The following is a 24278-nucleotide window of genomic DNA, read 5'->3' on the forward strand; positions in this document are numbered from 1 at the left end:
TAAAAAAATGCCCGCTAACTTTAAATTTCTTCTAATCGGTATCATGCTTGTTTTAGCAGGATGCTACTTGTTTGTTTCCTCGACTGCCGCTGCCTTTGGGTACACTCTACTAGGGCTTGGCATACTCGTTGAAATGGCGGCCATTTTGTACGCTGTAATTCCCCAAAAATGGCTTTCTAAATAGTCCCTTCAAACTCCAAGCGTAATGAGTCGATTTTTTCTAGTTTGCCAAGCACTTGATTCAGCATCGTTTTTCGGATTTCGAGTTGAAGACTACATTCGTTGTCAAAATGTTGCTGTTGGGGTACTAAGTCAAACGCCTTGATGACCTTCATTACGTCGTTCATTTGCTCATAAGGATAGACCAAGGTATAAACATCGCGCACATGCAATGTCACTACCTTTGCTACCTTGAGGGCTTCGTCGGTGGCTACTTTGTAAGCATTGATAAGGCCAGGGACGCCTAGCAGGGTTCCCCCAAAATACCGCACCACTACGACCAATACATTGGTGAGATCGTGGGCATAAATGGTATTCAAAATTGGTTTTCCCGCCGACCCCGAAGGCTCGCCGTCGTCGTTGGCGCGAAATTGAGTACGGTCTAACCCCAATCGGTAGGCGTAACAATGATGCACGGCTTTGGGGTGGAGTTCGTACAACTCGTTTAGGTGACCTTTGGCGTCATCTTCGGTCTTGATGGGGTATGCGTAGGCTAAAAATTTGCTACCTCGGTCGCGAAAAAAACCTTCAGTAGGAGCGTCTATGGTTTTATAGCTATCGTCAAATAACATGGAAAATTATTTCTTTTTAGAAAAAAAACTAATACATTCATTTTTGTGAAAATATTCAAAAGTAGTACAAACCTGATAGGTTTTTAGAAACCTATCAGGTTTTAATGAGCTAAACCTCGTTTCAGACCGTTTATCACAATAATTTATGAACACTTCCGTAAATAAGTTGTTTTACCTCCAAATCAATCCTCTAAATAGACTTCAAACATCTATGAAACAAGCCAGACTACTCTTTCTTACTGTAGCTTTCGGCTGGGCAGCCACAGCCAGTGCCCAAACCGATCTCAAGAAACCCATTCCGATGGACCCCAAAGTTCGCTACGGCAAACTTCCCAACGGTATGACCTACTACATTCGTAAAAACGAAGAACCCAAAAAACGCGCTGAATTGTACCTCATCAACAAAGTAGGGGCGATTCAGGAAGAAGACAAAGAAAACGGACTCGCCCACTTTACTGAGCACATGGCGTTTAACGGTACCAAAAACTTCCCCAAAAACGAGTTGGTGAGCTACCTCCAACGCGCAGGGGTGAAGTTTGGGGATGACCTCAACGCCTTCACGGGACAAGACCAAACGGTGTATCAATTACCTGTACCGACCGACTCAGCCGATATTTTCAACAAAGCGTTTGTGGTTTTGGAAGACTGGGCACACAACATCACGTTTGAAGGTGCTGAAATCGACAAAGAACGCGGCGTTATTTTGGAAGAACTCCGTGGTGGAAAAGGCGCACCACAACGGATGCGCGATAAGTGGCTTCCTATTTTGGTAGGAGACTCAAAATATGGTAAGCGAAACATCATTGGTACGGAAGATATTTTGAAAAATTTCAGCCATGAGACCATCCGTAATTTCTACAAAACATGGTATCGTCCCGATTTGCAAGCGATTGCAGCCGTGGGAGATTTTGACATCGACCAAGTAGAAAAAATGATCAAACAGCGCTTCGGAGCGATTCCTAAAGCGGCTAAACCTCGCCCATTGGGCAAGTTTCCCGTAGCCGATTTTAAAGGAACACGCGTTGCCATCGTAACTGACCCTGAGCAACCTTACATGGTGGCACAGATAATTACGAAGTTGCCAAAAGCAGAAGAAAAAACCCTGGGCGACTCCCGCGAAAGCATCAAGCGTAACTTGTTTAACCAGATGCTTCAGGCACGCTTACAAGAACAAACGCAGCAAGCCAACCCTCCTTTCTTGTACGGGGGCGCAGGTTACGGTGGTTTTATTGGTGATTATGATTCGTTTATCAACATCGCCGTAGCCAAAGATGGCAACCTAGAACGCGCCGTTAAGGCGGTGTTGGACGAAGGTGCCCGCGTGAAGAAATTTGGTTTTACGGCTACGGAACTAGACCGTACCAAAAAACAATTGCTCACTGCTACCGAAAAACGTTTCAAAGAAAGAGACAAAACCAAGTCAGCTTCGTACGTCAACGAATACATGGGAAATTTTCTTGAAGAATCACCTATTCCAGGTATCGAGTTTCAATTTGAGTTTGTGCAAGGACAGTTAGATGGCATCACCATTGCAGAAATCAATGCCCTTGCCAACAAGTACTTGATTGCTGATAACCGTACGGTTTTGGTACTTGCTTCTGAAAAAGACAAAGCAAAATTGCCTACCGAAGCGACGATTTTGGAGTGGATCAATACTGCGGGCAAAGACGTTACCGCTTACGAAGACAAGGTAGTCAACAAACCGCTTATCGAAAACCTTCCAGCTGCGGGTCGTACGGTTTCTACGAAGCAAATTCCAGAAATTGGGGTTACTGAGTTGACCTTGAGCAACGGCGTAAAAGTGGTATTGAAGCCAACTGACTTCAAAAACGACGAAATCTTGATTGGCGCTCGTAGCCAAGGCGGAACATCGCTCTACGATGAAAAAGACTATATGAGCGCAGGCATGGCTGATGCCGTGGTAGAAGAAAGTGGCATTGGCGAGTTCAACACGCCTGCTTTGAAAAAATACCTTACGGGTAAAGTAGCTAACGTGAGCCCATTTGTAGGGGAAAACGAAGAAGGATTCAGCGGAAACTGTAGTCCTAAAGACCTCGAAACGGCTTTGCAATTGGTGTATGGATACTTTACCAAACCTCGCAAAGACGACGACATCATCAAAGGTTTCTTAACGTCGCAGCGCTCGGCCATCAAAAACCGCAACGCTTCGCCTTCGCCTGAAGTGGTGTTCCAGGATTCGTTGAGCCGTATTTTGGGAAATAACAACTTCCGCCGTCAGCCTATTTCGGTAGAGCGTTGGGACATGATTAATCCCGACCGCGCTTACCAAATCTACAAAGAGCGCTTTGCCGATGCTTCTGACTTTACGTTCTTCTTCACGGGAAGTTTCAAGGTGGATGAAGTGAAGCCTTTGTTGGAAAAATACTTGGGCGCGCTTCCGTCGCAAAACAAAAAAGAAAACTTCCGCGACTTAGGTATCCGCACTCCGTCGGGACGTCTTGACAAGAAAGTCTATAAAGGAATTGAGCAAAAAAGCCAAGCTTCGTTGATTTTCAGTGGAGATTACGTCTATAACGAAGACAACAACTGGCAGCTCGACGCCCTCGAAGAAATCTTGAACATCAAGCTCATCGAGGTTATTCGTGAGAAAGAAAGCGGTGTATATGGTATCGGCGCGCGCGCTTCTTACAGCAAAACTCCTGCTCCTCGCTACACGCTTCGTATCGGATACGGCACAGGCCCTGAGCGCGTAGAAGAATTGGCGACTAAGACGTTGGCTGTTTTGGACGAAATCAAGAAAAACGGCGCAACCCAAGTCGATATTGACAAATTCAAAGCCGAAACCCGCCGCTCAATGGAAGTTCAGATGAAAGAAAATGGATTCTGGCAAAACCAATTGATTGGAGCGTATAGCATTGGCGAAAACCCAGTAGATATTTTGGGTTGGGAAAAACAATTGAATAAAGTAACCGTAGAGAGTACAAAGGCGACAGCCAACAAGTACCTCAACGACGCCAACTTCATCAAAGTAGTGTTACTTCCTGAGAAAAAATAACAACGGAGTCTTGCTCTTTTTGGGGCTGTCTAAAAGCAAAAGCTTTTGGGCAGCCCTTATTTTTTACGCCGCTCGAACATAATCTTCGCAAACGTTTTTTCGGGCTGAGTTTCGTTCAATAAAATCGCCTCTTGCAACACTTCTAAAAAGGCGTCCTCCCGCGCTTGAAAATCTTTTAGGTTTTGAAATGTCATACCACGAATGATTTTTCGGCCTTTCGATTCCAATATTCCCGCTTCGTCTTTGAGCAAAAACCCTTTTACAAAGCATATCTCAACGCCCTGGGTTTTGTAAATTTTACCAAAATAACAAACATAATCTTGGCACATAAAAAAGAGGGTGCTGCTGTACATAAACCGCTCCCTCATTTTGGGATGCGCCACCATCACTAACTGCCGAACGTACGACAACAAGTGCCGAATTTCGGGGGTTTGACTGGCCAAAAAATCGTCGGCGTCGGCGTATTGAACCATTTGTTAAGTGTCGAGTTTAGAGGGGAGAATGTCGAATGGCAGGTTTTTAAGACAACTTGTAATTTTTGTATTCTCCAATGTACCAACCCGTTAGACGTGCTACCCACATTTTGAGGCGGTACTTAAAACGGAGGTTTTTGTGCGAAATATCGTGGCTAAACTGCCAGTTTTGGCGCTCAATACGGGACAGCATCACGCGGGGGTGCTTTCCCGTAAATTTGGCCAATGAATCTATCTGCGAATAATCAAAGCCTTCGGCCGACACATCTACGTGTTTTTCTACCTCACCTCCGTGCCAGTATTGGTGAATATGCACGTATTTTTTCTGCATCACGCGCGGGTCTTTCACCCAGCCGTAGTGGTAAATTCGGGCATCTACGAGCTTCACACGCAGTTTTTCGTTGTCGTTTTTCCGAAACCCTTGCGCATCGCGGTACGAATAAATACGCTTGTTGTTGCGCACTACCCTGATTTCGTGGCGGTACCACGTGGGGGAGTCGCCGATGTAATCGTAGGAACCGTAAAAATGGGTATAATGAAACAACAGTCCGTCCACCTTACTATCATCTTTCCAGCGTTCCATGGCGGCTTTGATTTTGGGCAAATCGTCTTCGTGTACTACTTCATCACCCTGAATATAAAATGCCCAGTCACTTTGAGCCGAAATCGCTTGAAACGCTTTGTCGGTTTCTTTGGCATATACTACCCCTCCGTCTTTCAGCGACTCGTCCCAAACCGTTTCGATGATGCGGATTTTGTTGGGGTCAATCTGCCGAACGAGCTCCAGCGTCGCATCCTCGCTTTTGCCTACGGCCACCACAAATTCATCACAAATGGGTAGGATAGAAGTGATGGCTTCCACAATAGGGAAGTCGAACTTGACGGCATTGCGAATAAAGGTAAAACCCGTAACGTGCATTCTTTCAGTCTAATTTTTGGGTCAAAGTTATTGATTATCTCACCCATTCGGCAATCCAAATCCCTAAATACGTTCCGATGGCATTGCCTAAGACGCCAATCAGAACCGCAGGAAGCTGTAAGTCGGGGCGATGAAGGCTTTTGGCCAATGCTAATGCCGAACTTGCTCCCCCGATGTTTGCTTGAGAGGCAATCCCGAGCATGTCCCAATCTTGTTTCAATAAGGCACCAATTCCAAACACAATACTAGCGTGAATAAGGACCAAGACGGTTATCATTCCCAAAAGGGTAAAGGCCAACTTCCCATCGTGAATCAAGGCGGGGATGTCGCAATAGGCGCCGATGACTGCCAAAAATAAATAGACACATAACAATCCCAGCATCCGCGAGCCAGCCAACTGATGAATGGCGGGGATTTGGGCCAAACCTAACGCCAAGGTCGTTTGAATCAACACCACAGGGATAGAAGGAATCCAGTGGGCAATTTGCTGTGAGAGGTAAATGCTGAGAATACCCAGACCAACCAACAACGCTACGTTTTTGGGGCCTACGGTTTCGTTTTCACTCAACTCTTCTTCCAACTCCACCAACGAGACCGTTTCTTGGCGTTTTTGGCGAGGATACAAGCGATTCAAAAATTGAGGAATAGCTAGCGTTCCTACCATCCAAATGGCCGTGATGATATTGTCGGCCGCCGTGGTAGCCGCGTACAACGTCCCTGCTTTGGAAACCCCATAATGCAGCGCAACGGCGTTGAAATTGACACTTCCACCAATGTACGTCCCCGTAAACATGCCCGCAATGGCATAATGAAGTTCGCCCAACGAGCGGGGTACATCAAAAAGGTGTACGCTCACGATAACCCCCAAAATGGTTCCGATTGACCCCAATAAAAACAGCGAAAGCATGACACCACCCGCTTTTCGCAGGCTGCGCAAATTGGCTTTTAGCATCAAAAAAAAGATGGACAAAGGGGCTAAATACGAGAAAATGCCATCATAGACAGGCACTTCCCCGCTCGACGACGGAATCAGACCTAGGTTGGCCGTGATGGCCGTAGTGATAATGACCAGCAGCGCGGCACCCATCGAACGCAGGTAAGGGAACTTGGTCAGCCATTCGGCCAATACGACATTGGCACACAGCATGGTCAAGATGTAAAGAGAATTCATCGCGAGTTAAAGGTGGTTTTAGGGAAAAGGTTTTTGTAAAGATTGTGAGAATACGATTGGGGTCAGATAGTCGATTAAATCTGGTTTCAAATGACTTAGTACACTGTTAAGTTTTTACCCGCAGAATCCCGCAGAACAATACAAACAAACGCAGATTTTCGCTGATAAATGACTTAATGAAGCTAGTCTCATCAGCGAATATCTGCGGCTTTTAATCTGCGTCAATCTGCGGGTAAAACTTAAAAAACCTTAGCTAACACTGTAATTAGCATAAAACGCAATATACTTTTTAATTTATTCCTACTGCCCGTCGAGTTAAACGCATTAAAAAAATAACCTCTACCGAGCGTCGGCCGTCCCATCGGAGCTTTGGCGGAGACTTGGGTGGTTCTTTCTATTAAGACGTAGCTCTTCTGGAGCAATAAATAGTAAAGCTAGACTTTAATGCGCTCAAGCCGTTTGCCTAGAACACAGGCTTTTTACTAATAAAATTCCGTTTTCAATCGCTTTTCTTCCGCTTCATCAACCTTCATGGCTGACGTATGTCATGGATACTTTTGCTTTGTTGTGTGATTTTTACCAAATGTAATCACTACACCTCAGATACTGAAACTTCGAGCCGTATGAAGAAGCTCATTCTTGCCTGTGTTTCATCTTTTTTGTTTGTCTGCCTGGGGCGCAGTCAAACCACCATCGCCAACGTGGATGAAGCCATTGAATTGGCAAAAAAACAAAATGCCGACCTGCACATTTCGCGGCAAAATACCCAACTCCAATCGTGGAGCGTCACGGCAGCCAAAAGCACCCGCGTACCGCAATTAAAGTTTACCACCGCCCTCGATTACAATTTTGTACTACCTACGCAGCTAATTCCCGCTCAGTTTTTTGGGGGGAAAGAAGGGGAATACCGTGGGGTGCAGTTTGGGGTGCCGTTCAACCTCACGGCGGGTCTCGAAGCCAATGCTCCGCTGTGGAATGCAGGGCTTAAACAAGACGTACAACTTGCGCAACACAACCAAAAACTGACGGAGTTGCAAACCCTCGTTCTCACTGACGACCTAAGTACGCAAGTCGCTCGTCTGTATTTTGCTGCGGTATTTACACAACTCTACCTTGACATCACCCAACGAAATTTGGCCAATGCCGATAGCATCGTTCAGATAGCACGCGAACGCAAAGAAAAGGGGCTTATCGACCAGCTGGAATATAACCGCAGCCGCACCACGCGTCTTGCCATTGAAGATGTATTGAAACAAAACGAATTGGCATACGCGAAAAACACTAGCCAATTGCGGCTGCTGTTGGCAACGCCTGACCTAAAATTAGCTCCTTATCGCCCGCCTACTACCTTTCCATCCGTGGGAGAAGTGCCCAGCGATGGACTTGCTAAATTACAACTTCGGGCGCAGCAGTTGGTCATTGCGCAGGCGCAGCTCAAAAAGGAGAAACTGCTCCGCTTACCCACGCTGTCGGCTTTTGCCCGTTATCAAGAACAAGCCCAACGCGCTACGTTTAATTTCCTGAATTTCAATGAAAAATGGTACGGGATTGGCGTAGCAGGGCTGCGTTTTGAGGTGCCAATTTACACGGCGCGTATTCGTGAAAGTGCCATTGGGCGTGCGCAGGTCAACGCCGACATTGCACAGCTCCAACTCGAAAACGAAAAACGCAAAATAGACACCGAAACCGACGAGATAGTGCTCTCTTACCGACAAGCAATCAGTTCATTGAAAATCAACGAAGAAGCCTATCAACTCAGTGAAGAGAATTTGAAACTTGTGCGTATTAAGTACCAAGGGGGAGTGGTTAGCTATGACCAATACTTGAACGTTTTTAACGATGCACTTGCCGCCCAAAACAAATACCTCCGTACCCTTTCGGACGTAATGATTAATGGAAAGCTGCTGGAGCTGAGGCGTTAGCTCTGGTATTCAAATTGACTAATTCCCAAATTACATTCAATTGCTAAAGTAAAGACCTCTGAATCATGAAACGATATACCCAATCTGCGGCAGTTTTAGGGTTGTTATGGGCAGTAGCGGCTTGCTCGCCCGACGCCGAAACGACCACTCCCGCTTACAAAAATCTGACCGAAGCCGTGTATGCTTCGGGTAATGTTTTTCCCAAAAATGAATACAAAGTTGTCGCAAACGCCGACGGCTATTTACAACAGCAACTGGTGGCCGAAGGTGATGTGGTGAAGGGAGGGCAATTGCTATTTTCGCTGGAAAGCCTGTCGCAAGATGCCCGCGCCGAAGCCGCTGCTAATATTTATCGCCAATCGGAAGCCAATTTTTCGGACAACTCGCCCGTGTTGGCTGAGTTGGAAGTTTCCCTGCGCAATGCCCGTACCAAACTGGAAAACGACTCGGTCAATTATTTTCGGTACAAAGCCCTCTATGACCAAAACGCCACGGCCAAAGTCGAGGTAGAACGGGCAGAATTGGCCTATCGGACGTCCAAAAACGACGTAGCGGCCCGCCAAAAAACGTGGCAACGCACCAAAAATCAATTGTACGTTGACCTCCAAAATTCACGCTCCAACTTTCGGGTAAACGCCCGCGAAGGCGACAACTACCGCATCAAAAGCATCGAAGCTACTCGCATCTATGAAGTATATAAAAAGGTGGGAGAACTCGTACGCCGAGGAGAAGCCGTGGCTTTGCTGGGCAATCCAAACGAGGTGTATCTTCAGTTGGCGGTGGACGAAACTGATTTTTCAAAACTCCGCGTTGGGCAAGATATTGAGGTTAAAATGGATGCCTACGGCGACAAAGTGTTCAAAGCGCGCATTACGAAAATATACCCCAAGCTCAACAAAGTGGACCAATCGTTTCGGGTGGACGCCGATTTTGCTGGCGAAGTTCCGCAAGCTTATTATGGTCTGACGGTCGAAGCCAACATTGTTGTCTCCCAAACTCCGAAAGCGCTCACCATTCCAAAAGCCTATTTAATGGGCGACGATAGCGTGTGGGTACGGGCTGATAAAGACAAACAAAAAATCAAAATCACGAAGGGGGCGGAGAATTTTGAATTAGTAGAAGTTAAAAATGGCCTCACCGACAAAAGCGTCATTGTAAAACCATGAATCTCAAACTATCTTTCCAAATAGCCCAAACCCACTTGTTGGCAAAAAAACGCCAAACCCTCGTGGCCATGCTCGGTGTTACGTTTGGGATTGCGATGTTTATCGTCATGATTAGTTTTATGCAAGGCGTCAATCAATTTTTGGAAGATTCTGCCCTTGATGCGAGCCCCCACGTTCGGATTTACAACGAAGTAAACACGCAGCGTCCGAGCATTTTAGACCAGACCCATTCTGCCGATAGTGATGTAAATATCGTTCACCACCAAAAACCTAAACAACAACTGCCGCGCATCAAAAATGGGTTGCAAATGGTGCGACTCATCGAAAAAATGAAAGGCGTTTTGGGCGTCTCGCCCGAAGTAAGTTCCCAAGCATTTTTCAACAACGGCCCCATTCAGATTTCAGGAAGCATGGCAGGAATCGACTATCCGCGCGAAAATCGCCTATACAACCTCGATAGTAGGATTAAATCGGGGAGTTTTCAGGCATTGCTGACCAACCCCAAAGGCATCGTAGTGGGGGCTAATTTGGCCAAGAAACTAAACGTTAATGTAGGTGACAAGGTCAGCGTTACGACCCCAACGGGCGGGAACCTTACCCTGCGTGTAGTAGGTATTTTTGGTTTTGGCATTGGTACTATTGATAACATTCGCTGCTACACCAGCATCGGTACCGTGCAGGAGATTTTGGGAAAAGATGCCAGCTACATCACTGACATTCACCTCAAAATGACCGACCCTCTTTTAGCATTGGATTTTGCCCAAACCCTTCAAAAACAGTTTGACATCCACACCGAGGACTGGGGCACGGCCAACCAAGCGATTTTGGCGGGGAAGAAGATTCGTAACGTGATGACCTTCGTTATTTCAATGACTTTGCTTGTGGTGGCAGGCTTTGGGATTTACAACATCATGAACATGAACGTCATCAACAAGCTCAAAGACATTGCCATTTTGAAAGCTACGGGCTTTGGGAGCAAAGACGTCGTGGCGGTATTTTTATTACAGGCTGTTATTATTGGGATTTTGGGCGGATTTTTAGGGCTACTCATTGGTTTTGGTATCAGTTATGCCCTGTCAATTACCCCTTTCGAGACGGGAGATATGATTAGCCTCAAAACTTTTCCTGTGCTTTTTGAGGTACAGTATTACTTGATGGGGCTGGCGTTTGGGGTGATTACGACCGTTTTAGCGGGGTATTTCCCGTCGCGCAAAGCCGCCAAAATCGACCCTGTGGCTATATTGAGAGGATAAAAAAAGACAAAAAGATGACAGTTCTTAGCGCATCACACATCAATAAATACTTCTTTGAACCTGAAAAATTTCAGGTATTGCAAGACGTGAATTTCGACGTAAAACGGGGGGAGTTTCTTTCGATTATTGGGAAATCAGGCTGTGGTAAATCGACCCTTTTGTACATCCTTTCGACCATGGATACCGACTACGAAGGCTCGCTCGAAGTAAATGGCGAACGCCTCACGGGATTACCCCAAGACACGTTGGCCGCTTTTCGCAACGAACATTTGGGCTTTGTTTTTCAGTTTCACTTTTTGCTGCCCGAGTTTACGGTCTTGCAAAACGTGATGCTTCCCGCGTTGAAGTTGGGAAAATATTCCAACAAAGAGATTGAAGAAAGAGCTTACGAAAAACTGCGACTTGTCAATATGACCGAACACGCCCGCAAGCAGTCGTCCAAACTCTCGGGAGGGCAACAACAGCGGGTGGCCATTGCGCGCGCGCTCATCAATGACCCCACCATCATCATGGGCGACGAACCGACGGGCAACCTCGACAAAGCCAATTCGGGGCTTGTTTTTGATATTTTTCGCCGAATCGCTCACGAAAACGGACAAACCATCATTACCGTCACCCACGACCCTGACTTTGCCAACGGCAGCGACCGAATCATTGAAATGTCGGACGGGAGAATCATTCGTCATTAGTGCGTCAACAACCGAACGATTGCCTCATGTTGGGGAAATAACGTCAATAGTTGCGCTCGTTCGCCTAGCTCAAAGTCGGCAAAATCAAAACCTGGAGCTACCGTGCAGCCTACCAACGAATACGCACTGTCGGTCATGGGTTTAGAACCAAACCACGTTCCCGCAGGCACCACCGCCTGAAACACTTCGCCCACGTCGGGGTTGGCGCCTAGCTTGATGATTTCTAGTTTTCCATCGGGATAAATAACGAACACTTCGAGAGGGCCTCCTGCGTAAAAATGCCACATTTCGTCGGCCTCAATGCGGTGAAGGGTAGAGAAATGATGGTTTTCAAGCAAAAAATAAATACCCGTGCTAAAGCTCCTGTCACCTCCAAAACGGGCAGGCAACGCTGCTTGGGGAACCACCTCTGTCGAGCGATACGTTTCGGCAAAGTAACCACCTTCGGGATGCGGCAACATGTTGTATTTTTCGACCCAATAACTCGCTGGTTTCATAAATGTAGGTTTGTCGTAGAAAAATTGGCATAAAACTATCAAATCCGCGTTACACTTTTCGTATTTTGAGGGGTAAAATGGGGAACAAAAAAGTGTGATTACCCCCCAAGAAAAACTAATGAACAGCGACCTTCTACAACAATTATTTGGAGATGCACCATTGCCTCGGGAGGAAATGGAAGCGATTGTGGCTTTACTGGATATTCAAACTTTCCCTAAAAGCACGCACATTTTGCGGGAAGGTGAAATTTCTTCCAAATGCTTTTTCGTTCTCAAGGGCTGTGTCAGGCAGTATTTGCTGGACGATGGCATCGAAAAAACAACGTTCTTTTATACAGAAAGTCAGGCCGTTGTGCCATTTGATAGTTATCTTCAACAAAAGCCTTCAAGGCATTATTGTGTGTGCGTAGAAGACGTGACGGCTGTCGTGGGCAATCCAAGCGAGGAACAAGAAATGTACCAGAAGTTCCCAAAATTAGCATCGCTCACTCGAATGATGGTGGAGCAAGGTTTTGGTAAAACCCAAGAAGAGTTTGCCACGTTTATCACCTCTTCGCCCGAAGAACGGTACCTCAATTTGCAAACAAATCGACCCGATTTACTCCAACGCGTTCCTCAGCATCAAATTGCGAGTTATTTGGGCATCACCCCCGAATCGTTGAGCAGAATTAGGCGGCGGCTGGCGAAGAAGTAGCTGGAGAGTCTAAAAAGAAGTTATGACAACGTCAATAAAATCATGAAAAACCAACTGGTTGAGTATTTTTCCAAGATTTCGCCTCTTTCGCCCGACGAAGCCACGGCTATTGCTGACAGCGCAATCATCAAAACGTTTGAAAAAGGGACATTTCTGCTCCAAGAAGGACAAATGACCACTTCTACTTTTTTTGTATTTCAAGGACTTGTGCGCCAATACAGCCTCGTGGACGGCGAAGAAAAAACAACTGCTTTTTTCACGGAAGGCCAATGGATTATTTCACTCAGTAGTTTTGGTACGCCCAAACCTTCACCCCATTCTTGGGTGTGCGACGAAGATTGCGTTTTGCTCGTTGGCAACGACGCAGCCGCACAGTCGTTGTTTAAAGTACACCCGCGTCTTGAATTTATTGCGCGAAAAATTGTCGAAAATACCTTCGCCGAATTTCAAGCGACCGTCACTACCTATCTTACCGATACCCCCGAGCAACGCTATGTACGGCTGATGGAAACCCGACCTAGCCTTATCCAACGTATTCCGCAGTATCAGCTTGCCAGTTACATTGGTGTTAAGCCCGAATCATTGAGTAGGATTAGGCGGCGATTGGCGACGAAACCCTGAGCATTTTGAGCCATTGCAGGGCATATACAAAAACAAAAATCGTAGTCAAAATCTCAATCACCGCAAAAAAGAGGTAATAAATCGTAGGCGTCCCCATAAATAGCGTCGCCACCATGACAAGGGTTTTTACCAACGACGCGCTGATGTTTGCCCAAGCATTTGCCTTGTCGGGTAAGATTTTTGAAAGAAGAATCATCGAAATGGGAATTTCCATCAAAATACCCGCATACAACAAAAATTCCCTAGAAATAGTCATCCCTTCGACCCGCCCCGTCAAGTACTGCTTCAAGAGTGAGGCGTCCATGAGGCCAATGAGGTCGCAGTAGAGGTAATTGATGGAAACAAATACCCAAATCGTTGATAATACGTCTTTCTTATTCATTTTCTTGTTCGTTTTTTCAACCACAAAGGTCGAAGCCACCAACAAGAAAATGATTGACTTGGGTTAAGAACGTACGATGAAAGCTATTTTCCGTAGCCGTTGACCAATGTTTCAAACTGAGCCAGTAAGTTGAGTGTACGTGGGCCAGGTTTGCCGTCGCCTACTATCTGACGGCCAATTTGCACCACAGGCATTACCCATTTGGTCGTACTCGTCGTGAAAGCTTCGTCGGCTTCTTCCAATTCCGACACCAACATCGGACGAATCTCTACCTTAAATTCTTTTTCTGCGAGCTCTAACACAACTCTGCGGGTGATACCGTGGAGGATGTTTTTATCAGCAGTGATCAACGTGTCTCCTTTGAAAATGAAGAAGTTGCTTCGCGTCAACTCACTTACTTCGCCGTCTTTATAATACAACAAATCAGCTGCTCCTTGCGACTTCATTTCGGCCGCTAGACGAATCATGTGAAGGTAGTTCGTGCTTTTGAGCTCGGGCAAATCACGCACAAACTCAAAGGGCAGGACTTTGATGCCCCTTACCCGCCCCTCAGGGTTGTCTTTCGGTAAGTTTTCGGCAATAATCAACCAGTTAGGCTCCACCACACTCACGCTATCAGGCGAGTAGCCACCCGTTAGCACAAAGCGAAACGCAATATCGGGTTGACCTGATAAACGGTGCAATTCGGCCAAAATTTCGGCAGTTTTTTCTTGAGAAAGAGGCACACGGAGATGCAACACCTCTGCCGAGCGAACAAAGCGCGCCCAATACCAATCCCACTGAAAAGGGACACCGTTGTAGGTGCGGAAATAATCGAAAAGGCCATAGCCGCGCAAAAGCCCCAAGTCGTTGATGTTGACAGAAGCCTGTTCGACAGGCATGATTGCGCCATTGAAGTAACAATGCATGGTTTTTAGAGGATAAGATGAGTACTCACAAAGATAGGAGATTTGGCTTTAACCTTAATTAACATTCTTTCAACGGCCTTTAACCTACTTCTTCCTGACGCTGCTCTAGTTTTGTCCCATCAAAATCCTTACAGCCATGAATTTTAATGTCGAGTTGAGTGTCGAGTGCAAAATGCAGACGGGGTCGCCCGAGCGATGTCGAATCCGTGCTGAGGGTTGCTTACAACCCGAGTCCTCTAATGGAGTCGTCCATTCAACGGAGAGTGTCGAATTCGTGAGCTAACTTTTCCATATTCGGCATTTTGCATCGCTCGGCGGCTCGTCGTCGCTCGGGTTGTGAGCAACCCTCAATCCGTGCCGAGGGTTGCTCACAACCCGAGTACTCTAATGGAGTCGTCCATTCGACGGAGAGTGTCGAATTTGTGAGCTAACTGTTCCCTATTCGGCATTTTGCATCGCTCGGCGGCTCGTCGTCGCTCGGGTTGTGAGCAACCCTCAATCCGTGCCGAGGGTTGCTCACAGCCCGAGTACTCTAATAGAGTCGTCCATTCAACGGAGAGTGTCGAATTTGTGGGCTAACGTTACCTATTCGGCATTTTGCATCGCTCGGGGGCTCGTCGTCGCTCGGGTTGTGAGCAACCCTCGACACTTTACTCTGCACTCGACATTCTAAAATTAACCCAACAGCTATTTTATGAAGAACTATTTGTACGTTTTAGTATTTACGCTTGTTTCGAGCGGGGCTTTTGCCCAAAAAATCAGTATCAAAGGCGCCTTGCGCGACTCCGCCAACCGACCGCTGGAAGGAGCTACCATCATGCTGCTCGACGGAAAGGACACGTCGTTGGTTTCGTTTGCTCGCTCTCAAAGTTTAGGACTTTTTGAGTTTAAAAACCTTGCCAATGAGGCGTATTTTCTCAAAGCCACGTATGTAGGACTACAGCCTGTCCAACAGACCATTACTCCCTCAAAAACTGAGTTGGTTGACCTTGGCGTCATCAAAATGTTACCTGTCCCCAAAGATCTTAACGAGGTGGTTGTCAAGGGAGAGCGAGACCCCGTCAAAATTAAACAAGATACGATTGAGTACAACGCAGGTTCTTTTAAGGTACAACCCAACGCCGTGGTGGAGGACCTCCTCAAACGCCTCCCAGGCGTGGAAGTGGACCGCGACGGAACGGTAAAAGCCCAAGGCCAGCAAGTACGCCGCGTGATGGTGGACGGCAAGGAGTTTTTTGGCCGAGACCCCAAGATGGCTACCAAAAATCTCCCTGCGGATGCCGTGGACAAAGTACAAGTGTTTGATAGAAAATCAGACCAGTCGCAGTTTACGGGCATCGACGATGGCCAACGCGAAAAAACCATCAACCTGACACTGAAAGAAGAGAAGAAAAAAGGAATGTTTGGGATGGCTACGGCGGGTTTAGGCCCCGACAGCCGCTATTCGGTGAAGGCCAACCTCAACCGATTTAGTAAAAAACGTCAATTTTCATTTTTGGGAATGGCCAATAACGTCAACCAGCAAGGTTTTTCCATCGACGACTACATGAATTTTACGGGAGCCGCCCAAAGAATGATGGCAGGTAACGGAATACGCCTACAATTTAACTCCGATGACGACGCCATCATTCCCCTCAATTTTAACGGTCGTAACAACGGCTTTGTCAAGTCGGGTGGGGTAGGGATTAATTATAACGACCAACTCAGCAAAAAAACGGAACTTCAAAGCAGTTATTTCTACAACCAACTCGACCAACTCATTGACAGAGAGACCAATCGAGAGTCTTTTCTCCCTATGGGTAGTTTTATATCAAAACAGAATACCGCCCAAAATACCACTAACAACACCCACCGTGCCAGTTGGACAATAGACCATAAAATTGACTCACTTAACTCGCTCAAATGGACGAATAACGCCAACTACGCCCAAAACAGTGCCAATACGGGTAGCAGTGCCAGCACCACCAACGCCAATGGAGCGTTGGAAAACGAGGGGACACGCCAGTCTTTTTCCAAAGGAAATACCTTTCGTTTGAACTCAGAGTTGTTGTGGCGTCATAAGTTTGCCAAAAAAGGACGTACCCTTTCCACCAACTTCACCCTTGGGATAGAGCAAAGCGACCGCAACGGCAACCTCCAAGCTGTCAATTCGTTCTATGCGCCGTCGGGAGCGAAAAACCGCGTGGATACCCTGCGCCAAACCAATACGCAAACCAACGACCGCCAAAGCTATGGTCTTACGGCTTCTTACACGGAGCCCTTGGGAAAACGTCGCTTTTTAGAAGTAAATTATGCCCTCAATTTGACCCAAAACGACGTCAATCGTCAAGTGTATGATGTCAACGGCGACGGCCGCTCGCCTCGTTTCAACGCATTGTTGAGCAATCAATTCCGTAATGATTTTATCTATCAACGAGGCGGTTTCAACCTACGTTTCAACGGTCAAAAGTACAATTTCTCGACGGGTCTAAGCGTGCAGCAATCGACCTTGGACGGGGAGTTGATTTTACAAAATACCCAAATCAAACGCTCGTTTACAAACCTTTTGCCAAACCTCCGTTACCAATATAATTTCTCAACCAGTCGTAATCTCAGCCTTACCTACGATGCTGACGTGCGCGAGCCAAGTATTCAGCAACTTTCACCGATTGTTGACAACAGCGACCCGCTTAACATTGTCTTGGGAAACCCCAACTTGCGTCCCGAATACAATCATCGCGTAAATCTCAACTTTTTCAATTTCAACCAGTTGAACTTTAGCAATTTCTTTGCGTTTGCCAATTTTACCTACACGGCCAACCGCATTACTAACGCCCAACAAATAGACGCAAACTTGGTGCGAACCTACCGCCCCGTCAACGTCAAAGATGACTATACCCTCAACGCCAACTTGTCGAAAGGCTTCCGCATTAAGGCGCTCAACACGCGGGTGAATTTCAGTAGCAATTTGCTCCTCAACCGTGGCATCACTCCCGTCAATGACGTCGATAATCGCACGCGCCGCCTCGAGAGCCGCAACACCCTCCGTTTGGAATACCGCTATAAAGAGTTTTTTGACATTTCGAGCAGCGGAAGTATCACGTACAACCAAACGGCTTATTCGCTCAACAGTGCGCTAAATCAATCGTTTGTCAACCAGCGCTACGACGTAGAAGGTAACTTTAAACTCACCAAGTCGCTCAACCTAAGCTCGTCGCTCGACTATAGCATTTATAACTTTGCGGGTTCGTCGTTCAACCAAAAAGTGCCCATCTGGAACGCTTCTATCTCGCAGTTTTTCTTGAAAAACAAACGTGGAGAGTTGAAGTTTTCGGTGGTGGATATGCTTAATCGCAACGTGAGCATCAACCGAACAGCGCAGGCCAACTTCGTTCAAGATGAGCGCATTCGTTCACTTGGGCGCTACTACTTGCTCAGTTTCACTTATAGCCTCAAAAATCTGCTGGGTGGTGGTGCGCCTTCGGGAGGTATTCGAGTGATTCAACGAGGATAAAAGTAAATGTCGAATGCAGAGTGCAGAAGGTCGAATAATCCGTGCTGAGGGATGCTCACATCCCGAGTTTTCTGAGTATCGAGTACAGAATCCGTGCCGAGGGTTACTCACAACCCGAACACTCCAAATAAAGAATCAATTTTTGTAATCCGTGCTGAGGGATGCTCACATCCCGAGTTTTTTGAGTGTCGAGTACAGAATCCGTGCCGAGGGTTACTCACAACCCGAACACTCCAAATAAAGAATCAATTTTTGTAATCCGTGCTGAGGGATGCTCACATCCCGAGTTTTTTGAGTGTCGAGTACAGAATCCGTGCTGAGGGTTGCTCACAACCCAAACACTCCAAATGAAGAATCAATTTTTACTTTAACTTATAAACCAATGAAAAAACAACTCTTAGTATTTCTTTTGGCGGTGAGTCCTTTTGTGACTGTCATGGCCCAACAAAACGAAGGTGTGGTGTCGTACGACCAAAAAATCAACATGCACAAACGTATTCAAGATGAGTCGATGAAAGCAATGATGCCTGAGTTTCGTATTAATAAAATGCAACTTACCTTTAAGGGGAGTGAGTCATTGTATAAAGCGGCGGTGCAGCAGCAAAACGACGAGTCGGAAAGTACCGATGGTAACGGCGCAACTGTACGGATGGTGATTCGGGTGCCTCAAAATGAGACTTATCGCAATTATGATTTGCAAAAAAACGTTGAAATTCGTGAGTTGGCGGGACAAAAATTTTTGGTAGAAGATACCCTCAAACGGACACCGTGGAAATTGACGGGCGAAACCAAGAAAATCCAAAATTACGACTGCATGAAAGCCACGATGATTAATAAAGCCAACAATCAGCCGATTGTGGCGTGGTTTACGGAAGCGATACCCGTTCCAAGTGGTCCCGCTGGTTTTGGTGGACTTCCTGGCTTAATTTTGGAAGTCGATGTCAACGACGGCGACATGGTCTATCTGACCACCAAAATTGATTTCAAAAGCCTCACGGCCAACGACTTGAAAGCGCCATCGGGAGGCAAGAAAATCACCAATGCCGAGTTTAACAAGAAGCGCGACGAGTACATGAAAGAAATGGGTGCTTCGGGAGGAGGTTTTCGGATTATTCGGAATTAAAAAATTCCTGACCCAACCAGGGAAAATTGGAGAAAGATGAGCAAAGGCACGAAAAATACGTTATCGTCGGGGTCGTACGCTACCCGCACAGGAGGGCTGCTTATGGTCGCTAGTATGCTATTACTAGCGGCCTTTCTGGTATTTTGGTTGCGTAAAGAATACCAAGAGCAAAAAAGTATCCTCCAAAAAGAAACCGACATCCTCTTCCGAACCACCATCCAAACGATGGAAGACTCGGTGATTCAGCAAAAAATTTCTGCGCCGCTTGATACTATCAAAAACCCAAGTATAAAAACAGCTATCAAAAAAAAGCCTAATCTTAAAAAAACGGTAAGGCACGCTGCCCTAGCAAAAGATTTTACACCACCGATTCCCACTTACACCATTGTTCAATCTAACAAAACGTTTAAAGATACCAGCGCATCTGTTCATCGTTTCATGTCCCGCCTTAATGCTCCTCAACTTAAAGATAGTAGTATTTTTACAAAAGATAGATTTTACGAGGTTTTAATGAATACAAAACCCAAAGACATACGAGCCATTCGAGTAAATCAGGTTGGGAATATCACGATTACCACCATGACTATTCAAGATTCTTCCGCAACGGGGAAGTCGGACATCATGTTTGTGCGTTCTTTGCCCAAAACAGATACCCTTCAAGACATGGTAGGGAAAGTCGCGCGGGCATTTATTCGTCTAAATATTCCCAATGACAGTACTCGTCAGCCAGCCAAGTTTAAACAAATCGGGAACATCAAAATCTCCATTCGGAAAACAGACGATGAAAGCAAGAAACAAGAAGTAGGAATGACTACGACAAAAAGTAACGCTGCTTTGGAAAAGCAGTTCGTCATTCGCCTCGATCAAGATTCCCTTCAACTCAACGACATACAGAAAGTCTATGGGCGTCAAATAAAGCAAGCGCGCCTTCAGTTGCCCTTTAAAGTCATTCGTAAAAAGACAACTGATACCACTGCCAAAGCTGACTCATTGAGGGCATTAGCCACCTCGGCCGTGAAAACAGCCCTGCCAATGGGAAGCACCTATCGCGCTATTTTTGCTGATTATCAGGGATATTTGTTAAAAAAAATCATCCCGCAAAGTCTATTTTCCTTCCTTTTGTTAGCCATCACTGGCTTGGCTTTTGGGGCCATTTATCGAAACTTTCAGCAGCAACGCCGATTGACCGAACTGAAAAATGATTTTATCAGCAACATGACGCATGAGCTGAAAACGCCCATTGCCACGGTGAGTGTCGCCATCGAAGCACTGCAAAATTTTGGCGCGGCTCAAAACCCAAAATTAACCCAAGAATACCTAGAAATCTCTAAAAATGAGCTTAGTAGGTTGACTTTGCTGGTGGATAAAGTACTAAAAATGGCCACCTTTGAGCAACAAGGTTTACAGCTAAACCAAGAGGAGTTGGATGCCGCACAACTGGTCGAGCAAGTGCTTCAATCCATGAAAATTCAATTTGAAAAGTTTCGGGCCAACGTACAGTTTACGACCCAAGGCAGCGACTTTTTGCTCACCGCCGACCGCGTTCATTTGACCAACGTTATTTATAATTTATTAGACAACGCCCTGAAATACAGCGAAAGTACCCCTGAGATTGCGTTGCAACTGTCCGAAACACCGACCCAGCTGACCCTCATCGTCAGCGACCAGGGTATTGGCATCCCCGCCGAATACCAAACCCGTGTTTTCGATAAATTTTTCCGCGTACCCACGGGCGACACCCACAACGTCAAAGGCTACGGTTTGGGACTCAACTACGTCGCTTCGGTGGTACAACAGCACCACGGAACCATTACCGTAGAAAGCGAAGCGGGAAAAGGCAGTACCTTTACCATTACATTACCCAAAGCGTAAGCCATGTCAACCAAAATTCTCTACGTCGAAGACGAACCATTTTTAGGAAAAATTGTAAAAGAAAGCCTCGAAAGTCGCGGGTTTGAGGTCTGTATGGTTGCCGATGGAAGAGAGGTTATTGCTCAATTTAAGTCCTTTCAGCCCGTCGTTTGTGTGCTTGACATCATGCTTCCGTACCGCGACGGATACGCATTGGCCCAAGACATCCGTCAATTACAACCCGATATGCCCATCATTTTTTTGACGGCAAAAACCCAAACCGAAGACGTTTTGAAAGGTTTTCAAGTAGGCGGCAATGATTTTATCCGAAAACCTTTTAGTATGGAAGAACTCATTGTTCGGATTCAGAATTTGCTGCACCTTACCCAACAAAAAACCGCTACAACCGCCGCCATTTCCCCTAATCAAGCCATCGCGCTCGGTCAGTACCAATTTTTACCTCACCGCTACGAACTTCACCAAGCAGGAAACGTTCGGAAACTCTCCCACCGCGAAACCGAATTGCTTTCTATTTTGACCGAAAATCTCAACTTCACCGTACAACGTCGCGACATCCTTTTGCGCGTTTGGGGCGACGACTCCTTTTTTAATTCGCGCAACCTCGACGTCTATATCGCCCGCCTCCGCGACTACTTCCGCAACGACCCTGCCCTCGAAATCATTACCCTCAAAGGAGTTGGTTATCTTTTCAAAGCTTAACCACACGATTTGTCAACAAATTATTACCTTCCTTCAATGCCTTCGTAGTTTTTTATTCTTTTTTTCTTTAGTATTGTTGGAGGAGAAACTACTTTTTTGGAAGTAGCAAACTCGCCACAATTGTTAGTGAAACTCTAAATACTCTTTTTCAAAAAACCTGTTTTTGGGTTATTTCAAGCCATTACGCCCAAAAATCAGGGTATTTGTAGGACAATAGTTAGACGCGCTGAAGCAGGTCTATTTCTGCCAAATAGTGTTTAATTTTCGTAAAGCTACTTAGGAGATTCATTTTTTGGTGGAAGTCTAAATATCCATTATTATTGCAAAACACTATCTTGAAATAGTTCATTTTTTACTTTGAATTGTACATTAACCCGTACTTAACCGTGGAAAAAAAACCAAAAAAAAACCTCCTTTTTGAAATCGCTTGGGAAGTTTGCAACCAAGTAGGAGGGATTTATACAGTGATTAGAAGCAAGGTCCCTGCCATGGTTGACCAATGGGGCGACGAATATGTGTGCCTTGGCCCTTATTTTCCCCAACGCGCGCTCACCGAATACGAACCCATCACTTCGGACGACGGCTCGGGCCTTTACCAAGTTGTTCAAAAAATGCGCGAAGAAGGCTTGGCTGTAGAGTATGGTTATTGGCTCATCACGGGCAAACCCCGCGTGGTTTTGTTTGATATTCGTAGCATGATGCCGCGCCTAGATGCCATCAAATACGGTTTGTGGGAGCGCCATCAAATTTCGACGGTCAATGTTGAAGACCTTGTCAACCAAACCCTTTGCTTTGGCGAAATGGTGCGGAAGTTCTTGACTTACTACGCCCAAGATTACGCTCGAAAATTTGATATTACCGCCCACTTTCACGAGTGGATGGCGAGCTCAGGCTTACCTGATTTGCGCCGCGACGACGTGCGGGTAGCCACTGTGTTTACTACCCATGCCACCATGCTAGGGCGTTATATCGCTTCCAATGAGCGTGATTTTTACCACAAACTCCCTTATTTCGACTGGAAACACGAAGCTCGGCATTACGGTATTGAAGCGCAAGCGACGGTTGAGCGACTGGCGTACCTGAATGCCCACGTCAGCACGACAGTCAGCGATGTTACGGCCCGCGAATGTGAGGTGTTTCTTGGGAAAACGCCTGATTTGGTACTGCCAAACGGTCTTAATATTCAGCGCTTTGCGGCGGTCCACGAGTTCCAGAATCTTCACATGAAATACAAGGAGAATATCCACGATTTCGTGATGGGGCATTTCTTCCAAAGCTATTCTTTCAATCTTGATAAAACGCTCTACTTTTTCACATCGGGGCGGTATGAGTTTGTTAATAAAGGCTACGACATTACCCTCGAAGCCCTCGCCCGCTTAAACTGGAAAATGGTGCAGGCCAAAATGGACATGACGGTGGTGATGTTTATCGTTACCAAACAGCCGTATCATTCTATCAACCCTGACGTGTTGCAGTCACGGGCGGTATTGGGAGAAATTCAAGATACGTGTAATGCCATTGAAAAGCAATTGGGAGAAAAATTGTACATGGCATCGGCCGCTTCAAGCGACCACAACTTGCCTGATTTGAACCAGTTTGTGGACGAATACTGGCGCTTGCGTTTGCGTCGTACGATTCAGACGTGGAAAACAAAACGTTTGCCGCCTTACGTAACGCACGATTTAAAAACGCCTGATTCTATCACCGAATACTGCGAGCGTTCGGGACTCAAAAACCACGAACAAGACCGCGTGAAGATTGTCTATCACCCCGACTTTATTGCCTCGACCAATCCACTTTTCGGGTTAGACTATGGGCAGTTTGTGCGGGGATGCCACTTAGGGATTTTTCCAAGTTACTACGAACCGTGGGGCTATACGCCGCTTGAGTGCGTAGTACGTGGTATTCCGACCGTAACAAGCGATTTGTCTGGTTTTGGAGACTTTATCATGCAAATCATGCGTGACTTTGAAAACCGTGGTATTTACGTCATCAATCGCAATACGCAGGACTTTGACCAAGCCGCCGACCAGCTCGCCAACATTTTGTTCAAATTTGTAAAGATGAACCTCCGCGAACGTATTCAACAGCGGAATAAAGTGGAAAACATTGCCGAAGTATTCGATTGGAACAACCTCCGTTCGTACTACGACACCGCCCACGATTTGGCCGCCAAAAGAGCGCACAAAACAAGAGTTAGCTAACATAACAACAGCGGCGAAGGAAATCCTTCGCCGCTGTTGTTATTACATAGGCTTCCCTTGGAAATTACTTTTTCAAAAAATATTTTCAAAAAATCCACTCCAAGTTGAGTGGATTTTTTGGTTAAAAACTGTTGAATTATAAAAATAATACTATTTATGTCAACTAATATGAATCTTTTCTACGTTTTTCTAACGTATTAACACAGTTTAATAACCATCCTATTTTAAATAGAGCGGGTAATTTCTTGACGTTTCCTTTATTTTATGCAGCTAATAGAAATGTACTCTTTCCCTTTTTCCTTCTCTTTGCAACCTTAACGGCATTGGCAGTGTGAATTCCGAAAAATAGCCAAACTTCTTCAGTCTGAGGATTTTTAGCTTTTAT

General features: G+C 46.1%; 20 protein-coding genes. 13 read left to right on the forward strand and 7 right to left on the reverse strand.

The window, feature by feature from the left end:
• Positions 1–7: 7 nt before the first annotated feature.
• Entirely contained in the window at positions 8–184 is a 177-nt protein-coding gene (locus tag K339_RS37030) for a hypothetical protein (RefSeq protein WP_157607514.1), read from the forward strand.
• Here the strand turns inward: K339_RS37030 and K339_RS0107905 are convergent.
• A complete protein-coding gene (locus K339_RS0107905) occupies positions 177–791 on the reverse strand; it encodes an IMPACT family protein (protein WP_028523128.1) in 615 nt (204 codons plus the stop codon). The genes K339_RS37030 and K339_RS0107905 overlap by 8 nt on opposite strands.
• A gap of 211 nt (positions 792–1002) precedes the next feature.
• Here K339_RS0107905 and K339_RS0107910 point away from each other — a divergent pair, with 211 nt between their 5' ends.
• On the forward strand, positions 1003–3807 hold the full coding sequence (locus tag K339_RS0107910; RefSeq protein ID WP_028523129.1) for a M16 family metallopeptidase: 2805 nt from the start codon (positions 1003–1005) through the stop codon (positions 3805–3807).
• Positions 3808–3863: 56 nt separating this feature from the next.
• On the opposite strand, the gene K339_RS0107915 is transcribed toward K339_RS0107910, so the two are convergent.
• The 3 genes from K339_RS0107915 to K339_RS0107925 are packed head-to-tail and all read right to left on the reverse strand — an operon-like array spanning position 3864 to position 6370.
• The gene (locus K339_RS0107915; RefSeq protein WP_028523130.1) at positions 3864–4280 is read right to left on the reverse strand and encodes a DUF1801 domain-containing protein; all 417 of its coding nucleotides are present in this window, start codon (positions 4278–4280) and stop codon (positions 3864–3866) included.
• Positions 4281–4326: 46 nt separating this feature from the next.
• A complete protein-coding gene (locus K339_RS0107920; RefSeq protein WP_028523131.1) occupies positions 4327–5199 on the reverse strand; it encodes a glycosyltransferase family protein in 873 nt (290 codons plus the stop codon).
• 34 nt (positions 5200–5233) lie between these two features.
• A complete protein-coding gene (locus K339_RS0107925) occupies positions 5234–6370 on the reverse strand; it encodes a DUF819 family protein (protein ID WP_028523132.1) in 1137 nt (378 codons plus the stop codon).
• 623 nt (positions 6371–6993) lie between these two features.
• On the opposite strand from K339_RS0107925, the gene K339_RS0107930 reads away from it, so the two are divergent.
• The 4 genes from K339_RS0107930 to K339_RS0107945 all read left to right on the forward strand — a co-directional run bounded on the left by K339_RS0107930 (position 6994) and on the right by K339_RS0107945 (position 11400).
• Positions 6994–8292, forward strand: a complete 1299-nt coding sequence (locus K339_RS0107930; RefSeq protein WP_028523133.1) for a TolC family protein — start codon at positions 6994–6996, stop codon at positions 8290–8292.
• A gap of 65 nt (positions 8293–8357) precedes the next feature.
• Entirely contained in the window at positions 8358–9458 is a 1101-nt protein-coding gene (locus K339_RS0107935; RefSeq protein ID WP_028523134.1) for an efflux RND transporter periplasmic adaptor subunit, read from the forward strand.
• Positions 9455–10711 carry an ABC transporter permease gene (locus K339_RS0107940; protein ID WP_028523135.1) on the forward strand — a complete coding sequence of 419 codons (1257 nt, stop codon included), beginning with the start codon at positions 9455–9457 and terminating at the stop codon, positions 10709–10711. The genes K339_RS0107935 and K339_RS0107940 overlap by 4 nt, the downstream gene beginning before the upstream one ends.
• A 14-nt stretch (positions 10712–10725) precedes the next feature.
• Positions 10726–11400: an ABC transporter ATP-binding protein gene (locus K339_RS0107945; RefSeq protein WP_037299623.1), complete on the forward strand. Its 675-nt coding sequence runs from the start codon at positions 10726–10728 to the stop codon at positions 11398–11400.
• Here the strand turns inward: K339_RS0107945 and K339_RS0107950 are convergent.
• Entirely contained in the window at positions 11397–11897 is a 501-nt protein-coding gene (locus K339_RS0107950; protein WP_028523137.1) for a cupin domain-containing protein, read from the reverse strand. The two genes, K339_RS0107945 and K339_RS0107950, sit on opposite strands and share 4 nt — an antisense overlap.
• A 118-nt stretch (positions 11898–12015) precedes the next feature.
• Here K339_RS0107950 and K339_RS0107955 point away from each other — a divergent pair, with 118 nt between their 5' ends.
• Together K339_RS0107955 and K339_RS0107960 are read left to right on the forward strand one after the other, a co-directional pair.
• Positions 12016–12591, forward strand: a complete 576-nt coding sequence (locus K339_RS0107955; RefSeq protein ID WP_028523138.1) for a Crp/Fnr family transcriptional regulator — start codon at positions 12016–12018, stop codon at positions 12589–12591.
• 42 nt (positions 12592–12633) lie between these two features.
• Positions 12634–13212 carry a Crp/Fnr family transcriptional regulator gene (locus K339_RS0107960; protein WP_028523139.1) on the forward strand — a complete coding sequence of 193 codons (579 nt, stop codon included), beginning with the start codon at positions 12634–12636 and terminating at the stop codon, positions 13210–13212.
• Here K339_RS0107960 and K339_RS0107965 read toward each other — a convergent pair.
• Together K339_RS0107965 and K339_RS0107970 are read right to left on the reverse strand one after the other, a co-directional pair.
• Entirely contained in the window at positions 13184–13594 is a 411-nt protein-coding gene (locus K339_RS0107965) for a DUF6326 family protein (RefSeq protein WP_028523140.1), read from the reverse strand. The two genes, K339_RS0107960 and K339_RS0107965, sit on opposite strands and share 29 nt — an antisense overlap.
• 83 nt (positions 13595–13677) lie before the next feature.
• The gene (locus K339_RS0107970) at positions 13678–14502 is read right to left on the reverse strand and encodes an aminotransferase class IV (protein ID WP_028523141.1); all 825 of its coding nucleotides are present in this window, start codon (positions 14500–14502) and stop codon (positions 13678–13680) included.
• A gap of 694 nt (positions 14503–15196) precedes the next feature.
• Between K339_RS0107970 and K339_RS0107975 the strand changes: the two genes are divergently transcribed.
• The 5 genes from K339_RS0107975 to K339_RS0107995 all read left to right on the forward strand — a co-directional run bounded on the left by K339_RS0107975 (position 15197) and on the right by K339_RS0107995 (position 23893).
• Complete coding sequence (locus K339_RS0107975) at positions 15197–17995, forward strand: outer membrane beta-barrel family protein (RefSeq protein WP_028523142.1); 2799 nt, start codon at positions 15197–15199, stop codon at positions 17993–17995.
• 382 nt (positions 17996–18377) lie between these two features.
• Positions 18378–19118 carry a GLPGLI family protein gene (locus K339_RS0107980; RefSeq protein WP_051397874.1) on the forward strand — a complete coding sequence of 247 codons (741 nt, stop codon included), beginning with the start codon at positions 18378–18380 and terminating at the stop codon, positions 19116–19118.
• Between the two features lie 36 nt (positions 19119–19154).
• Positions 19155–20990, forward strand: a complete 1836-nt coding sequence (locus tag K339_RS35810; RefSeq protein ID WP_051397875.1) for a sensor histidine kinase — start codon at positions 19155–19157, stop codon at positions 20988–20990.
• A 3-nt stretch (positions 20991–20993) separates the two neighbouring features.
• Complete coding sequence (locus K339_RS0107990) at positions 20994–21689, forward strand: response regulator transcription factor (protein WP_028523144.1); 696 nt, start codon at positions 20994–20996, stop codon at positions 21687–21689.
• A 386-nt stretch (positions 21690–22075) separates the two neighbouring features.
• Positions 22076–23893, forward strand: a complete 1818-nt coding sequence (locus K339_RS0107995) for a glycosyltransferase family protein (RefSeq protein ID WP_157607515.1) — start codon at positions 22076–22078, stop codon at positions 23891–23893.
• The last annotated feature ends 385 nt before the right edge of the window (positions 23894–24278 follow it).

The sequence above is a fragment of the Runella limosa DSM 17973 genome (assembly GCF_000482465.1).
GTDB classification, from domain to species: domain Bacteria; phylum Bacteroidota; class Bacteroidia; order Cytophagales; family Spirosomataceae; genus Runella; species Runella limosa.

Excerpts from the sequence above, each read along its gene's own strand:
- K339_RS0107940 (WP_028523135.1), top strand. The coding sequence starts at position 9,455 with ATGAATCTCAAACTATCTTTCCAAATAGCCCAAACCCACTTGTTGGCA.
- K339_RS0107945 (WP_037299623.1), top strand. The coding sequence starts at position 10,726 with ATGACAGTTCTTAGCGCATCACACATCAATAAATACTTCTTTGAACCT.
- K339_RS0107970 (WP_028523141.1), bottom strand. The coding sequence starts at position 14,502 with ATGCATTGTTACTTCAATGGCGCAATCATGCCTGTCGAACAGGCTTCT.
- K339_RS0107905 (WP_028523128.1), bottom strand. The coding sequence starts at position 791 with ATGTTATTTGACGATAGCTATAAAACCATAGACGCTCCTACTGAAGGT.
- K339_RS0107930 (WP_028523133.1), top strand. The coding sequence starts at position 6,994 with ATGAAGAAGCTCATTCTTGCCTGTGTTTCATCTTTTTTGTTTGTCTGC.
- K339_RS0107925 (WP_028523132.1), bottom strand. The coding sequence starts at position 6,370 with ATGAATTCTCTTTACATCTTGACCATGCTGTGTGCCAATGTCGTATTG.
- K339_RS0107965 (WP_028523140.1), bottom strand. The coding sequence starts at position 13,594 with ATGAATAAGAAAGACGTATTATCAACGATTTGGGTATTTGTTTCCATC.
- K339_RS0107990 (WP_028523144.1), top strand. The coding sequence starts at position 20,994 with ATGTCAACCAAAATTCTCTACGTCGAAGACGAACCATTTTTAGGAAAA.
- K339_RS0107980 (WP_051397874.1), top strand. The coding sequence starts at position 18,378 with ATGAAAAAACAACTCTTAGTATTTCTTTTGGCGGTGAGTCCTTTTGTG.
- K339_RS0107975 (WP_028523142.1), top strand. The coding sequence starts at position 15,197 with ATGAAGAACTATTTGTACGTTTTAGTATTTACGCTTGTTTCGAGCGGG.
- K339_RS0107910 (WP_028523129.1), top strand. The coding sequence starts at position 1,003 with ATGAAACAAGCCAGACTACTCTTTCTTACTGTAGCTTTCGGCTGGGCA.
- K339_RS0107960 (WP_028523139.1), top strand. The coding sequence starts at position 12,634 with ATGAAAAACCAACTGGTTGAGTATTTTTCCAAGATTTCGCCTCTTTCG.
- K339_RS37030 (WP_157607514.1), top strand. The coding sequence starts at position 8 with ATGCCCGCTAACTTTAAATTTCTTCTAATCGGTATCATGCTTGTTTTA.
- K339_RS0107915 (WP_028523130.1), bottom strand. The coding sequence starts at position 4,280 with ATGGTTCAATACGCCGACGCCGACGATTTTTTGGCCAGTCAAACCCCC.
- K339_RS35810 (WP_051397875.1), top strand. The coding sequence starts at position 19,155 with ATGAGCAAAGGCACGAAAAATACGTTATCGTCGGGGTCGTACGCTACC.
- K339_RS0107935 (WP_028523134.1), top strand. The coding sequence starts at position 8,358 with ATGAAACGATATACCCAATCTGCGGCAGTTTTAGGGTTGTTATGGGCA.
- K339_RS0107920 (WP_028523131.1), bottom strand. The coding sequence starts at position 5,199 with ATGCACGTTACGGGTTTTACCTTTATTCGCAATGCCGTCAAGTTCGAC.
- K339_RS0107950 (WP_028523137.1), bottom strand. The coding sequence starts at position 11,897 with ATGAAACCAGCGAGTTATTGGGTCGAAAAATACAACATGTTGCCGCAT.
- K339_RS0107955 (WP_028523138.1), top strand. The coding sequence starts at position 12,016 with ATGAACAGCGACCTTCTACAACAATTATTTGGAGATGCACCATTGCCT.